This window comes from Streptomyces sp. NPDC087859 (assembly GCF_044742595.1).
GTDB classification, from domain to species: Bacteria; Actinomycetota; Actinomycetes; order Streptomycetales; family Streptomycetaceae; genus Streptomyces; species Streptomyces canus_F.
In genome coordinates this window covers 739,285-753,363 of sequence record NZ_JBIUUU010000001.1, presented here as the reverse complement: position 1 = coordinate 753,363, position 14,079 = coordinate 739,285, and the positions used below count along the sequence as shown (strand labels likewise).

Below are 14,079 nucleotides of genomic sequence, written 5' to 3'. Positions count from 1 at the left end.
CGGCGCTGCGGGTGGGAGGCCAAAGGGGCGTCAACTCGGGCATGTCCGGCAGGTCGTGAGGAAGTGATCCGAGAGGTTGTCCACAGGGCCCTGCCCGACCTTCGACGCCGTACATAAGATCTCTGTAGGCTCAGTACACCCCTCAGGACACCCACACCCACTCCCTTCACACACCACCCAGGACACCCGCCATGCCGCGACGCCGCACTTCCAGCTCGTCAAGCTCGACGGGAAGCTCGACGGGCAGCCCGAGCACCCCGAGGAACCGGACCCCGCAGGCCGTGCGGATCCGGCGGCGTTCGTTCGGGGACTTCGTCAAGGCGTTCTTCGCGTTCGTCGCGCTGCTCGTTCTCGTGGTGGGAGTGCCGGGGGCGCTGGCCGTCGCCGTCGGGTGGCCGTTGCCCAACGGGGTACCCAGCCTCGACTGGCTGCAGAAGCCGATCACTACCGGCACCTTCCTGCACATCCTGACCGTCATCGTCTGGCTCGCCTGGGCCCAGTTCACCGCCTGCGTGCTCGTCGAGATAAAGGCCGCCGTCTCCGGCATCGGCGTACCCGGGCGCGTTCCCGGCGGCGGTCCGAGCCAGCTCCTCGCCCGCCAGCTCGTCGCCGCGCTGCTCCTCGTCGGCGCCACCGCCGCCAGCCTCACCCCGGGGCTGTCCCAGCTCGGGCACAGCTTCGACGAGAACCAGCGTGGGACCGTCGCCGCCGCACAGCAGACCCCCGGCGGCGGCCTCTTCGCCCAGCAGCAGGAGCAGGCCGCGAGCACCGCCGCCGCCCTCGCCGAGCAGGCCGCCGGCGCCGCCGCGCACGCCGACGCCGGGGGCAGCGCGTCCAAGGCCGACGACACGAAGTACTACCGGATCCAGCCGCCCGAGGGCCGTCACCACGACTCCCTCTGGGAGATCGCCGAGCGGCACCTCGGTGACGGGCGCCGGTACAAGGAGATCTTCGATCTCAACAAGGACCGGGTGCAGCCGGACGGTTCCAAGCTGTCCGAGGCCAGCCTCATCCGGCCCGGCTGGATCATGGAGATGCCGGGCGACGCCCGGGGCGGGGACCTCGTCGAGATGCCCGAGGCGTCCGGAGGCTCCGCCGCCCAGCAGCAGATCCACGACTACGGCAAGAGCGGCGACCACGCCCAGGGCGGGGGAGCCCAGCAAGGCGGAGGTGCACAGCAGGGCGGCGGCGCCGACCAGGCCTCCCTCCCGGAGCAGCGCCCCGCCCCCGACCAGCCGACCGGCCACCAGGAGCAGCACCAGCAGCACGCCACCTCCACGAACGCCGCCTCCGACGCCTTCGGCCTCCCGCAGGCCCTCATCGGCGCCCCCCTCCTCGCCGCCGGACTCCTCGGCGCCCTCGGGCGTCGCCGCCGGCAGGCCCTGTGGCAGTCGGCTTTCGGTGCCGTCGGCGGCCGGCGCGGCATGGAGCCGCCCACGCCGACCGGGGACGCCGCCGACGCGCAGGACGCCCTGCTCGTGGGCGCCGACCCCGAAGGCGTACGACTGCTGGACCGCTCCCTGCGCGGGCTCGCCGCCTCCCTCGCCGCCGAGTCGCGCCCCCTGCCCACCGTCTACGCGACCTGGCTCAGCGGCAACGGTGACCTTCACCTCCAGCTCGCCCAGCCGTCCGGAAACCCGCCGGCCCCCTGGCAGCTCGGCCAGGACCAGACGTTCTGGATGCTCGCGCGCACCGACGCCGAGCGGTACGAGGACGTCGACGCGGCCGCCCCCTACCCCGGCCTCGTCAGCCTCGGCACCCTGGACGACTCCCGGCTGCTGCTCAACCTGGAGTCGGTGCCCGGCATCGTGTCGCTGAGCGGCAGCGAGGCCGACCGTGCCGCCGTCTTCGCCTCCGTCGCCGCCGAACTGGCCACCAACGGCTGGTCGGACCGCATGACCATCACCCTCGTCGGCTTCGGCGAGGACCTCACGCCCCTCGCGCCCAACCGGCTGCGGCACATCGAAGGCATCGACGACCTCGTCGAGACCATGGAGGCCGAGACCCGGCAGCGGCGCGGCGCGCTGGGCGCCGCCGGACACGACTCGGTCCTCACCGGGCGTACCGGCCCCGCCCAGCACACCCGTTGGGCCCCGCACCTCGTCCTCCTCGCCGCCGAGCCCTCCGCCGACGACGCGATGAAGCTCGCCGAACTCGCCGCGGACGCCGGCCGGCTCGGCATCGGCTACCTCGTCGGCACCGAGAGCGGCGATCTGCCCGGCGCCGCCTGGGAGATGGAGATCACCGGCGAGGGCAAGCTGCTCGCCCCGCTGCTCGGCCTCGAACTCGACGCCCAGCTCCTGCCCGTACCCCTCCAGCGCGCGGTCGTCGAACTGTTCGTCGAGTCCGACCCGGAGCGCGAACCGCAGGGACCGGCCACCGCACCCCCGTTCCTCGTCGACGTCAGCGAGCAGGGACGGCCCGCGGTGTACGCGCGGCTCGTCGGACCGTACGAGATCATCGGTCTGGACACCCCCGACGGCGACCGCAGCGCCCTGCTCCACGAGGCGCTCGCCCTGCTGCTCCTGCACCGCGAGGGTGTGCACCCGCGCGTGCTGTCCTCCGCGCTGTGGCCGCGCGGCGTCACGGACGATGTACGCGAGGCCCTCCTCGACCGGCTCCGCGCCTGGCTCGGCACCGACCCCGACGGCTCGCCGCGCCTCAAGACCGACAGCACCGGGCGGCTCACGCTCGCCAAGACCGTCGTCTCCGACCTGGACGTCCTGCGCTCCCTCTACCACGAGGCCACGCAGGGCCGCGGCGTCGACAGCCGCGCCGTACGCGGCCGGCTGCTCACCGACGCGCTCGTCCTCGTCCGCGGCCCGCTCCTCGCCGACCGGCCCGAGGGGCGCTACCGCTGGCTCACCCACGAGATCATCGACGCCCAACTCCCGCTCCTCGTCGCGGACATCGGCCTCGCGCTGTCCGAGTTCCACCTGGTCAAGGACCGCGCGGAGAAGGCCATCGAGGCCCTCCGCGCCGCCCTCAACTCCGCGCCCGGCGACGAGCGCCTCTGGCACGAACTGCTCCGCGCCACCCACGCCACCGGCGACACCGACCGGCTCCAGGCCCTCGCCGCCGACCTCATCACCCGCAGCGGGGCCCGCGGCCTGCCGCCGCGCACCGAGGCCCTGCTCGACGAGCTCCTGCCGACGTGGCGCAACGGCGTCGCGGCCGTGGGATGACCACCCTCCTCGTGATCGCCGCCGCGCTGTGGGGCGCGGCGGCGGGTGCGTTCCTGCCGAGGGCCGCCTATCGGTTCTCCGTCCCCTCGGGGGAGGAGTGGCGGACCACCTGCCCGGGCGGGCATCCCCTCGGGGGGTGGCTCGGATGGGCGCGCTGCAAGCAGTGCGCACAGCACGAACAGTCCTACGGCCCTCCCGTGGCCCTTCTCTCCACCCTCACCGCCGTCGTCTGCGCCGCCCTCGCCGCCGCGACCGGCACCCGCCCCGAGATCGCCGTCTGGCTAATGCTCGCCCCCGTCGGCGTACTGCTGGCCGTGGTCGACCTGCGGGTACAGCGGCTGCCCGACGTCCTGACCCTGCCGCTCGCGGGCGCCGCCCTCGCGCTGCTGGGCGCGGTGTCGTTCGTGCCCGAGCACACCGGGGACTGGCTGACAGCGCTCCTGGGCGCCCTCGCGCTCGGCGGCGGCTACTTCGTGCTGTTCCTGATCAACCCCGCCGGCATGGGCTTCGGCGATGTGAAGCTCGCGCTCGGGGCGGGGGCGGTGCTGGGCTGGTACGGCTGGCCGACGGTCATGCTGGGGACCTTCGCCGGATTCCTGCTGGGGGCGCTGTACGGCGGTGCGCTGGTCGTCGCGCGGAAGGCGGGGCGCAAGACGTCGATCCCCTTCGGACCGTTCCTGATCATGGGAGCGTTCGTCGGACTGCTGATCGGCGCGTACGCGGCCTGACGTCGGTGCCGCATATGGGCTGGCGTAGGCTGGCCAGGTCCGTCCAATACGGATGGTTCCGTCCACAACCCTTGACGAAAGGGACGCTTCGGTGACCGAGAAGGCCGACCTTCAGTCCGTCCTCGACCGCGCCGCATCTGGTGGGCGGATCACTCCGGAGGAGGCGCTCGACCTCTACCGCGACGCCCCGCTGCACGCGCTCGGCGCGGCCGCCGACGCGGTACGACGCCGTCGGTACGCCGGGACCGAGCACATCGCGACGTACATCATCGAGCGGAACATCAACTACACCAACGTCTGCGTGACGGCGTGCAAGTTCTGCGCGTTCTACGCCCCGCCCACGGCCAAGGACAAGGGCTGGACCCGCGACCTCGACGACATCCTGCGCCGCTGCGCGGAGACCGTCGAGCTGGGCGGTACGCAGATCATGTTCCAGGGCGGCCACCACCCGGACTACGGCGTGGAGTACTACGAGAAGCACTTCGCGGCCATCAAGAAGGAATTCCCGCAGCTGGTCATCCACTCCCTCGGCGCGTCCGAGGTCGAGCACATGGCCCGCATCTCCAAGGTGAGCGTGGAGGAGGCGATCCAGCGCATCCACGCCGCCGGTCTCGACTCCTTCGCCGGCGCCGGCGCCGAGCTGCTGCCCGAGCGCCCCCGCAAGGCCATCGCCCCTCTCAAGGAGTCCGGCGAGCGCTGGCTGGAGATCATGGAGACCGCGCACAACCTGGGCGTGGAGTCCACCTCCACGATGCTCATGGGCACTGGCGAGACCAACGCCGAGCGCATCGAACACTTGCGGATGATCCGTGACGTACAGGACCGCACCGGCGGCTTCCGGGCCTTCATCCCGTACCTCTACCAGCCGATGAACAACCACCTGAAGGGCCGCACACAGGCCACGATCTTCGAGTACCTGCGGATGATCGCGATCTCCCGGCTCTTCATGGACAACATCGCCCACATCCAGGGCTCCTGGCTGACCACCGGCCAGGACGCCGGCCAGCTCACGCTGCACTACGGCGCGGACGACCTCGGCTCGATCATGCTGGAGGAGAACGTCGTCTCGGCGGCCGGTGCCAAGCACCGCTCCAACCTCCAGGAAATGATCGACATGATCCGTACGGCGGGCCGGGTCCCGGCCCAGCGCTCCACCACGTACGAACACCTCGTCGTCCACGACGACCCGGCGAACGACCCCGTCGACGAGCGGATCGTGTCGCACATCTCGTCCACGGCGATCGAGGGCGGCACGGCCCATCCCGAGCTGAAGATCCTCGCGTCCAACTAGCGCGCAGATGGAGACGATTCACGCCGCCGACGAGGTCCGGTACACCTGGACCTCGGAGCCGATCAAGGGCGGTGCCGTCCTGGTGGGCCGGGACCGGGTCGGCGCCGTGGGGACGCTGGAAGAGCTTCGCGAGCGGTTCCCCGATGCCCGGGTCCGCAGGTGGCCCGGCGTCCTGGGCCCGGCCCGCATCCACGAGGGCCCGCTCCCGGACGCCCCGAGCCCACGTGAACGCATCCACGCCGTGCTGAAGTCGGGTGCGGTGGCGGTCCTGGAGGAGTACGCCGACACGCCTGAACTCCGCGCGGCGGCCGAGCGGAACGACGTGGTCGTGCTTCCCGGCGTGCAGTCCACAGGGATCAGGGAAGTGGGCCGTGCGGATCTGGCCGTCTTCGACGAGAGCGGCGAGTGCATCGCGACGGTGTGCGCGGGCCGGCTGGTCCACAGACGCCGTTAGCCGGAGCGCCCCGCAGCCGACCCCCTACTCCGCGAACGCCTCCGCGAACGCACCCGAACTCTGCTCCACCCCGCTGCAGTTGGTGAGCTCGTCACCCTCGTCGTCACACTGCTGATCCCGGAACGTCGACCACATCGACACCCACCCGATCTCCTTCTCCTCGGCGAAGGAACGCACTTGGGCCGCGTCCGACAAGGTGAACGTCTCGTTGTCGACGTCGTTGACCCCGATCATCGACGTCAGCGCGATAGCCCGCCACGCGACGGCGTCCGACGTCCCGAAGACATCCTTCAGCTGCGTGTGCGCGGCTTTCGCCGAGGTGATCGCGTAGTCGCCCATGTCCTCGTCGTATGTCTCGCCGTAGTTCATGGTCATGAGGTTGATCGTCGAGACCTGTACGGCACTGTTGTTGGCGGACTCCAGGAGCGCGAGGCTGTCGTCGTCGAGCCCCGACGGCATCACGGGCAGCGTGAACGACACGGTGAGGTCGCTGCGCGACTTCTGAAGCAGCGCGATCGCCTCCGACCGCAGCTCGACCGACGCGGAGTCCGTCAGCGCGTCCCCCTCGATGTCGAAGTCGGCCTGGGTGGAGCCGGCCGCGTCGAGGGCCTCGCCGTACGCCCGCGCGAGCGCCGTGGCGCTGCCGCAGCTCTCCGCCAGCTCCTTGCCCGACGCCCCGCCGAAGGAGACCCGCACACTCGCGCCGTCCTCCTTGAGCCGCGAGATCCGGGAGGCCACCGAGGAGTCGCCGATGGCGTGCGAGTCGTTCCACGTCGGCGTGCAGTCGCTGCCGTCCGCGATCACGAAGGCCAGGTTGTACGTCGTCGGAGCGCCGGCCGAGTCGTTGGCGGAGGCTTCCGTGGCGCTGACGTAGGGGGCGTACGACGTGCTCGACGTGGTCTCTTCGGACGCCTCGGCGGACTGGGCCGGCGTCGCTTCCGAGGTGGTGTCGGTGTCCGCGGAACAACCGGCCGTGGCCAGGGCAAACAGGCAACTCAGCCCTGCCGCCGGCCTCAGGAAACGCCGCATTCGGCATGCACCCGCTCTCGTGATTTCTGTCTCAGGATGGAGACAAAGTGTGTTGGGCGAGTGGAAATGTCTCACACGGGGCTGGGCTTCATGAGGACAGGATTCCCATAGGGGGCGCATGGGCATGCGCGGACAAAGCGGGTGATCCTGGCGCCCGGAGCGGACAATCAACCCCTTTCCCCTCCATGGGAGTTACGCAGCCGTTCCGGCGAACTCTCAGAGAAGAGACAGGTTAAGACGTTTCTCATACACGCCTCACATGAATTCCTGAGTTTCGGACACATAAAGACTCTCTAACGTCCGGGGAATGCATTCCGAGCCTGCCATCGAAAACCGCGCCGAACGTGGTCGCCGCCGCAAACGCCGCGGCAACGGATCCGCCGACGGGCCCGTGTTCGTTGACAACTCCGGACGCCGCTCCAAGCTGCTGCGCCGGATCGGTCTTCTCGTCGGTGTCCTGTGTGTGGGGTACGCCGTCGTCCTGGGCCTCGCCTTCATGGGCATCGGCACCTCGAACCCGTCCTCGCTGCTGCCCTTCGGGGGCGGCCAGGGCCAGGGCGGTCCGGGCGCCCAGAACGGCAACGGACCCGGCACCCAGCCACAGGGCGGCATCGGCGGCAGTGTGCGGCCCAGCGGATCGCCACCCGCGCTGCCGTCGGGCGTGCCCACGCCGTCCGCCTCCGCGACCGCCGACTGACCGGAGCGCAGCCACCCTTATGACTACGACGACTCCCTCCCGTGGCCGCCGCCGCGCCCCCTCCCGTCTGGGGCGGGCGGCGGGCAAGGCCGCGGCCCTCCAGAAGCCGCGCGTCCTCCTCGCCGCCCTGCTCCTGCTCGCGCTGACCAGCGTGATGCTGCTCGACGGCTATCTGCGTGCCGAGGTCGGCGGCGACGAGCGGGTCCGCGACGGGGCCAGCTCCAGCAAGGTGCCGGACAAGATCCTCGACGGCGGCCCGATCGTCAGCTTCCGGGGCGGCTCGGCGACGAGCGTCTCCGTCCCGGACAAGACGATCGCGCTGACCTTCGACGACGGTCCCAACCCGACGTACACGCCACAAGTGCTGGAGATCCTGGAGAAGTACGACGTCCCCGCCACGTTCTTCGTGGTCGGCTCGATGGTCTCGCGCTACCCGGGCATCGTGCAGGACATGGTCGAGCAGGGCAACGAGGTGGGCATCCACACCTTCACCCACGTCGACCTCTCCTATCAGAGCGACGCCCGGGTCAACCGCGAGATGCAGCAGACCCAGTTGGCCCTCGCGGGCGCGGCGGGCATCACCACCACGCTGTTCCGGGCGCCGTACTCCTCGGAGACGGACGCCATCGACAACTACAGCTGGCCCGTCTACGAGAAGCTCGGCGAGGACGGCTACACCAGCGTCTTCGTCGACACCGACAGCGACGACTGGAAGAAGCCGGGCGTCTCGAAGATCGTCAAGTGGGCGACACCGGACGGCGACGACGGGGCGTCCGTGCTCTTCCACGACGCCGGTGGTGAGCGCTCGCAGACGATCAAGGCGCTGCCCGAGTACATCGAGAAGATGAAGGCGAAGGGGTACACCTTCACCACCATCAGCGGGGTCATCGAGAAGGAGCAGTCGGCGAACGGCCAACAGGCCGGCGGACCGGCGGCCGCGAACGGCCGGCAGCCCGGCGCCGGCACGGGTACCGGCAACCTCCAGGCCGCCCACCGCGAGGCCGGCGGAGCGACCCTCTACGAGGGCAAGGCCCTGCTCGCGGCCGTCGCCGTCGCCGAGTACGCCGTACCCACGCTGTCGGTCGGCCTCATGGTCGTCGGCGTCGCCGTCATGGGGCGGTTCGGGATGATGCTGATCCTCGCCCGCCGCCACTACAGACAGCGCAACAGACGCCGCTTCAGCTGGGGGCCGACGGTCACCCGGCCGGTCAGCGTGATCGTCCCGGCGTACAACGAGAAGGAGTGCATCGCCAACACCCTCAAGTCACTGGCGCGGAGCACCCATCCGATCGAGATCATCGTCGTAGACGACGGTTCGACGGACGGCACGTCCGAGATCTCGCTCAACGCGGCCCACGAGCTGGGCATGACGAACGTCCGGGTCGTCCGGCAGGAGAACGCGGGCAAGCCGGCCGCCCTCAACAACGGGGTGCGCCACGCCAGTCACGACATCGTCATCATGATGGACGGCGACACCGTCTTCGAGCCGGACGCCGTGCACCAGCTGGTGCAGCCCTTCGCCGACCCGGAGGTCGGCGCGGTCGCCGGCAACGCCAAGGTCGGCAACCGCGACACGATCATCGGCGCCTGGCAGCACATCGAGTACGTGATGGGCTTCAATCTCGACCGCCGTATGTACGACCTGCTGCGCTGCATGCCGACGATCCCCGGCGCGATCGGCGCGTTCCGCCGCGCGGCGGTGCTCGAGGTCGGCGGTATGAGCGAGGACACGCTCGCCGAGGACACGGACATCACCATCGCCATGCACCGCGCGGGTTGGCGGGTCGTCTACCAGGAGCACGCCAAGGCCTGGACGGAGGCGCCGGGTTCCCTGAAGCAGCTGTGGTCTCAGCGCTACCGCTGGTCGTACGGCACCATGCAGGCGCTGTGGAAGCATCGCAAGTCCCTGACCGACAAGGGTCCTTCGGGCCGCTTCGGCCGGGTGGGGATGCCGCTGGTGGTGATCTTCCAGATCGTCACGCCGGTCTTCGCGCCGCTGATCGACGTCTTCACCGCGTACTCGATGATCTTCATCGACTTCCGGGCGGCGCTGCTGGCCTGGCTCGCGGTGCTGGCGGTGCAGCTGGTCTGTGCCGCGTACGCCTTCCGGCTGGACAGGGAGAAGTACCGCTACCTGCTGATGATGCCGCTCCAGCAGCTGGCCTACCGGCAGATGATGTACCTCGTCCTCATCCACTCCTGCATCACGGCCCTCACGGGCGGCCGGCTGCGCTGGCAGAAACTGAAGCGGACCGGCGAGGTCGGGACGCCGGCGGGGGCGAGCCGATGAGCTGGGAGCAGCAGGGGTACCAGCAGCAGGGGTACGGCTACGGATACGGGGACGGGCAGGGGTACGGCGGCTCTGAGCAGCCGCACTACGCACAGCCGCAGTACGTCCGGCCGACGTATCCGCAACAGACGTATCCGCAGCAGCAGTACGTGGACCACGGGCAGCCGGTGGCCGTGGAGGAGACGGCTCCGCTGCCGGCGGTCGAGCCGGAACCCGAGCCCGAAGTAGCGGTCGCAGGGGAAGTGCCGGCGGCGGAGGCGGCGGAGGAGAAGCCGCTGCCCGAGCCCGCCGGCCGCGACCGCTACTTCGACACCCTCCGGGCCGTCGCCCTCGTCCGGGTCGTCACCTATCACACCTTCGGGTGGGCCTGGTGCGGGATGGTCTTCCCCTCCATGGGGATCATGTTCGGCCTGGCCGGCACCCTGATGGCGAAGTCGCTGGAGCGGCCCGCGCCGCAGGTCGTGAGGAGCAGGCTCCGCCGGCTGCTGCCCCCGTTCTGGTTCTGGGGCTTCTTCGTGGTCCTCGCGATGCTGGTCCACGACTGGATACCGCGCTGGGAGATCGTCTACTGGATCGTGCCGTTCGGCGATCCGCCGGGGAACCAGTGGGGCGTCCAGGCCTGGGAGATCCTCTGGTACCTGCGGACGTATCTGTGGTTCGTGCTGCTGTCCCCGCTCCTGCTGAAGGTGTTCCGGCCGGCGCCCGTCCCGGTGCTCTTCCTGTCCCTGGCGCCGATCCTGGTCCTCACCTTCGTGTGGTCCGGGCCGGAGGGACGGCTCGGCAACGAGATGTGGGACTTCTCGACGTACCTCTTCTGCTGGATCCTCGGCTTCGCGCACCGCGACGGCGTGCTGCGGAGGATGAGACCGGCGCTCGTGGTCGTCCTGTCCTTCGCCGCGATCGGCTACGGCGGCTGGTACGCCTTCTCCCACCAGGGCGAGGTCGGCACCTACGACCTCGACGAGATCCCGCTCGCGCAGGCCTTCTGGTCGGCCGGGTTCGTGATGCTGCTGATGTGGGCCAAGGCGTACTTCGGGATCGACTTCGCGTGGCTCACCCGCTTCCGGCGGCTCGACCGGGTCGTGACGGTCTTCAACGCGCGCGCGGTCACGATCTACCTCTGGCACGAGATCGCCTTGATCCTCGCCGTACCGCTGATCGACCAGTTCTGGAACGTGCCGGCCTTCGAGAGGTACCTGCCGCTGGAGAGCCAGTGGTTCATGTTCGGGATCGGGTGGGTGCTGATCGCGGTGTTCGTCCTGGCCTGCGGCTGGGTGGAGGACGTGGCGGCGAGGAAGAGGCCGAAGCTGCTGCCGTGAGCGGGGCCTCGGCTGTTTCCGCGGGGGCGGCTGCAAGAATGGGCCCGTGACCCGCGCTTCCCTGAACAAGCAGCCGCACGAAGTCGCCTCGATGTTCGACGACGTGGCGGAACGGTACGACCTGACGAACGACGTGCTGTCGCTCGGCCAGGACCGGGCGTGGCGCAAGGAGGTCGCCAAGGCGGTCGACGCCCGGCCCGCGCAGAAGATCCTGGACCTGGCGGCCGGCACGGCCACCTCGTCCCTGCCCTTCGCGCAGACGGGCGCCTATGTCGTCCCCTGCGACTTCTCGCTGGGCATGCTCAAGGTCGGCAAGAAGAACCACCCGTGGCTGCCGCTGACGGCGGGTGACGCGACGAAGCTGCCCTTCAAGGACGACACCTTCGACGCGGTCACGATCTCCTTCGGGCTGCGCAATGTGCAGGACTTCGACGCCGGGCTGCGAGAGATGTACCGGGTGACCAAGCCCGGCGGCCGGGTCGTGATCTGCGAGTTCTCGCACCCGACCTGGGCGCCCTTCCGCACGGTCTACACCGAGTACCTGATGCGTGCCCTGCCGCCGGTGGCCCGCGCGGTGTCCTCCAACCCCGACGCGTACGTCTACCTCGCCGAGTCCATCCGCGCCTGGCCCGACCAGCCCGCGCTGGCCGAGCGCCTGCAGAAGGCCGGCTGGTCGAAGGTGGCGTGGCGGAACCTGACGGGCGGGGTCGTGGCCCTGCACCGCGGGTTCAAGGCGGGCTGAGGGCTCAGGGCGGGCCGATCCCGACAGTGCAGGGGTCGCCCGGTTCGTCCAGCTCGCGCTGGAGCCCGCCGCCCGACGGGTTCGGCACGCGCGGCTCGCGCATGCCTCCGCCGCCCTCGCCCGGACCGAAGTCGAACCACACGTAGACCATCGACTCCCGGGGCACCTCGGCGCCGGGCTGCGGGTACTGGCGTACGACGTAGTCGACGACGGCGAGGTGGAAGTCCTGCCGGTCCGGCGCATTGATGAACAGGCCCTGTGCCCTGGCCGTCTCGCGCGCGTCGACGGCCATCAGACCGACCAGACGAGGGACGCGCACTTCGGGCGTTTTGGGTGTTATTCGCACAGATGTCACCCCCAGCGATATGGGCAGGGTAACCGCACTGGGGTGCTACCTGGAAGCGCTGAGTATTTTTCTGTAGCCGATTATCACTCTGTGTCACAGATCAAGGCGGAAGCACAGCGCGTCCTCCGGCAGCCGCGGATGCGGGAACGTCTCCGCGAGCTCCATGCCGAGCCGCCGGGTCACCGCGACGGACCGTTCGTTGCCGGGTCTGACCAGCGCCACGACATGGGTGACGCCCGCCGCCCGCAGCCGTTCCAGCGTCATCTGCGCGGCCGCGGTGGCGTACCCCTTGCCCCAGTGCGCGCGCCCGAGCCGCCAGCCGATCTCGATCTCACCCTTGGGCCCCCAGTCCTGCGGCCACGGCTGGGCGCCGGTGAACCCGATGACCTGCCCGTTCTCGTCGACCATGGTCCACAGGCAGAACCCCCGCTCGGCGTCGTGCCGACGCTGGCGGGCGGTGAGCTCCTCGTAGACGTACAGCTCCGCCGACCTGCCTCCGTGGAACTCCATGACGTCCCGGTCGTCGAAGATCCGGTGCCAGGCGACGGCGTCCTCGTCGGTGGGGACGCGCAGCCTTACTACAGGGAGAGCTCGGTTCACGGGGCAGCCCTTCAGCCGGGTGATCAATCGTGCTGAATAGACTGCCCATGTCCAGTGCCGGTCGGCACGCAGATTGCGAACTTGGGGAGATCCCGCCGTGACAGCCGTGACTGAGCCCCTCTCCGAAAACACCGCCGATGTCATCGTCGTCGGCGCGGGGCCGGCCGGCTCCACGACCGCGTACTACCTCGCCAAGGCCGGACTCGACGTGCTTCTCCTGGAGAAGACGGCGTTCCCGCGCGAGAAGGTCTGCGGCGACGGCCTCACCCCGCGAGCCACCAAACAGCTGGTGGCCATGGGTATCGACATCTCCGAGGAAGCGGGCTGGCTGCGCAACAAGGGCCTGCGCATCATCGGCGGCGGCGTCCGCCTCCAGCTGGACTGGCCGGAGCTCGCGTCCTTCCCGGACTACGGCCTCGTCCGCAAGCGCGACGACTTCGACGAGCAACTCGCCCGCCAGGCGCAGAAGGCGGGCGCCCGGCTCTACGAGCGCTGCAACGTCGGCGCCCCGATCATCGACGACCGCACCGGTCGCATCACCGGCGTGCACGCCAAGCTCGGCGACACGGGGGAGAAGCGGGAGGTCACCTTCCACGCGCCGCTCGTGGTCGCGGCCGACGGCAACTCCACCCGGCTGTCCCTGGCGATGGGCCTGCACCGCCGCGAGGACCGTCCGATGGGCGTCGCCGTCCGCACGTACTTCGAGTCACCGCGCCACGAGGACGACTACCTGGAGTCCTGGCTGGAGTTGTGGGACCGCCGCGGCCCCGAGCCCCGGCTGCTGCCGGGCTACGGCTGGATCTTCGGCATGGGCGACGGCACCTCCAACGTCGGCCTCGGCGTGCTCAACACCTCCGACTCCTTCAAGGAGCTCGACTGGCGCGAGGTGCTGAAGGCCTGGTGCGCGTCGATGCCGGAGGAGTGGGGCTACACCCCGGAGAACATGACGGGCCCGATCCGCGGCGCCGCCCTGCCGATGGCCTTCAACCGCCAGCCGCACTACACCAAGGGCCTGCTCCTGGTCGGTGACGCCGGCGGCATGGTGAACCCCTTCAACGGCGAGGGCATCGCCTACGCCATGGAGTCCGGCAACATCGCCGCCGACGTGATCGTCCAGGCCCACGCCCGGGCGACGCCGGCCCAGCGGGAGATCGCGCTCCAGCGCTACCCGCAGGTCCTCAAGGACACCTACGGCGGCTACTACACGCTGGGCCGCGCCTTCGTGAAGCTCATCGGCAACCCGAAGGTCATGAAGATCGCGGCGCAGCGCGGCCTCACCCACCCCCTGCTCATGAAGTTCACCCTGAAGATGCTGGCCAACCTCACCGACCCGTCGGGCGGCGACGCGATGGACCGCATCATCAACGGGCTGAGCAAGGTGGCTCCGAAGGCGTGAAC

Annotated in this window: 12 protein-coding genes; 9 read left to right on the top strand and 3 right to left on the bottom strand. The window is 70.1% G+C overall.

All coding sequences use genetic code 11. The features are described 5' to 3' along the window. Nucleotides 1–191 precede the first annotated feature (191 nt). From ACIOHP_RS03530 to ACIOHP_RS03515, 4 genes are all read left to right on the top strand, one after another. Entirely contained in the window at nt 192–3,185 is a 2,994-nt protein-coding gene (locus ACIOHP_RS03530; protein WP_401882927.1) for a BTAD domain-containing putative transcriptional regulator, read from the top strand. After that, nucleotides 3,182–3,913 carry a prepilin peptidase gene (locus tag ACIOHP_RS03525; protein WP_401882925.1) on the top strand — a complete coding sequence of 244 codons (732 nt, stop codon included), beginning with the start codon at nt 3,182–3,184 and terminating at the stop codon, nt 3,911–3,913. The genes ACIOHP_RS03530 and ACIOHP_RS03525 overlap by 4 nt, the downstream gene beginning before the upstream one ends. 91 nt (nt 3,914–4,004) lie before the next feature. Continuing rightward, nucleotides 4,005–5,204 (top strand): cyclic dehypoxanthinyl futalosine synthase, encoded by a 1,200-nt coding sequence (gene mqnC / locus ACIOHP_RS03520; protein ID WP_361493998.1) that lies wholly within the window; start codon nt 4,005–4,007, stop codon nt 5,202–5,204. A 7-nt stretch (nt 5,205–5,211) separates the two neighbouring features. Next, on the top strand, nt 5,212–5,658 hold the full coding sequence (locus ACIOHP_RS03515; RefSeq protein ID WP_401882923.1) for an imidazolonepropionase-like domain-containing protein: 447 nt from the start codon (nt 5,212–5,214) through the stop codon (nt 5,656–5,658). A gap of 24 nt (nt 5,659–5,682) precedes the next feature. Here the strand turns inward: ACIOHP_RS03515 and ACIOHP_RS03510 are convergent, their stop codons facing one another. Next, complete coding sequence (locus ACIOHP_RS03510; RefSeq protein ID WP_401882922.1) at nt 5,683–6,687, bottom strand: hydrolase; 1,005 nt, start codon at nt 6,685–6,687, stop codon at nt 5,683–5,685. Between the two features lie 307 nt (nt 6,688–6,994). Here ACIOHP_RS03510 and ACIOHP_RS03505 point away from each other — a divergent pair, with 307 nt between their 5' ends. From ACIOHP_RS03505 to ACIOHP_RS03490, 4 genes are read left to right on the top strand one after another with little or no spacing between them, the layout of a single operon-like run. Further along, on the top strand, nt 6,995–7,384 hold the full coding sequence (locus tag ACIOHP_RS03505; RefSeq protein WP_401882920.1) for a hypothetical protein: 390 nt from the start codon (nt 6,995–6,997) through the stop codon (nt 7,382–7,384). A gap of 19 nt (nt 7,385–7,403) precedes the next feature. Then, on the top strand, nt 7,404–9,674 hold the full coding sequence (locus tag ACIOHP_RS03500) for a bifunctional polysaccharide deacetylase/glycosyltransferase family 2 protein (RefSeq protein WP_401882917.1): 2,271 nt from the start codon (nt 7,404–7,406) through the stop codon (nt 9,672–9,674). Continuing rightward, entirely contained in the window at nt 9,671–10,993 is a 1,323-nt protein-coding gene (locus tag ACIOHP_RS03495; protein WP_401882914.1) for an acyltransferase, read from the top strand. The genes ACIOHP_RS03500 and ACIOHP_RS03495 overlap by 4 nt, the downstream gene beginning before the upstream one ends. 46 nt (nt 10,994–11,039) lie before the next feature. After that, nucleotides 11,040–11,735 carry a demethylmenaquinone methyltransferase gene (locus ACIOHP_RS03490; protein ID WP_401882911.1) on the top strand — a complete coding sequence of 232 codons (696 nt, stop codon included), beginning with the start codon at nt 11,040–11,042 and terminating at the stop codon, nt 11,733–11,735. 4 nt (nt 11,736–11,739) lie between these two features. Here the strand turns inward: ACIOHP_RS03490 and ACIOHP_RS03485 are convergent, their stop codons facing one another. Together ACIOHP_RS03485 and ACIOHP_RS03480 are read right to left on the bottom strand one after the other, a co-directional pair. Next, nucleotides 11,740–12,054: a PASTA domain-containing protein gene (locus tag ACIOHP_RS03485; protein ID WP_095046724.1), complete on the bottom strand. Its 315-nt coding sequence runs from the start codon at nt 12,052–12,054 to the stop codon at nt 11,740–11,742. 120 nt (nt 12,055–12,174) lie between these two features. Further along, nucleotides 12,175–12,681: a GNAT family N-acetyltransferase gene (locus ACIOHP_RS03480; RefSeq protein WP_361546856.1), complete on the bottom strand. Its 507-nt coding sequence runs from the start codon at nt 12,679–12,681 to the stop codon at nt 12,175–12,177. Nucleotides 12,682–12,778: 97 nt separating this feature from the next. Between ACIOHP_RS03480 and ACIOHP_RS03475 the strand changes: the two genes are divergently transcribed. Then, nucleotides 12,779–14,077 carry a geranylgeranyl reductase family protein gene (locus ACIOHP_RS03475; RefSeq protein ID WP_327718716.1) on the top strand — a complete coding sequence of 433 codons (1,299 nt, stop codon included), beginning with the start codon at nt 12,779–12,781 and terminating at the stop codon, nt 14,075–14,077. The last annotated feature ends 2 nt before the right edge of the window (nt 14,078–14,079 follow it).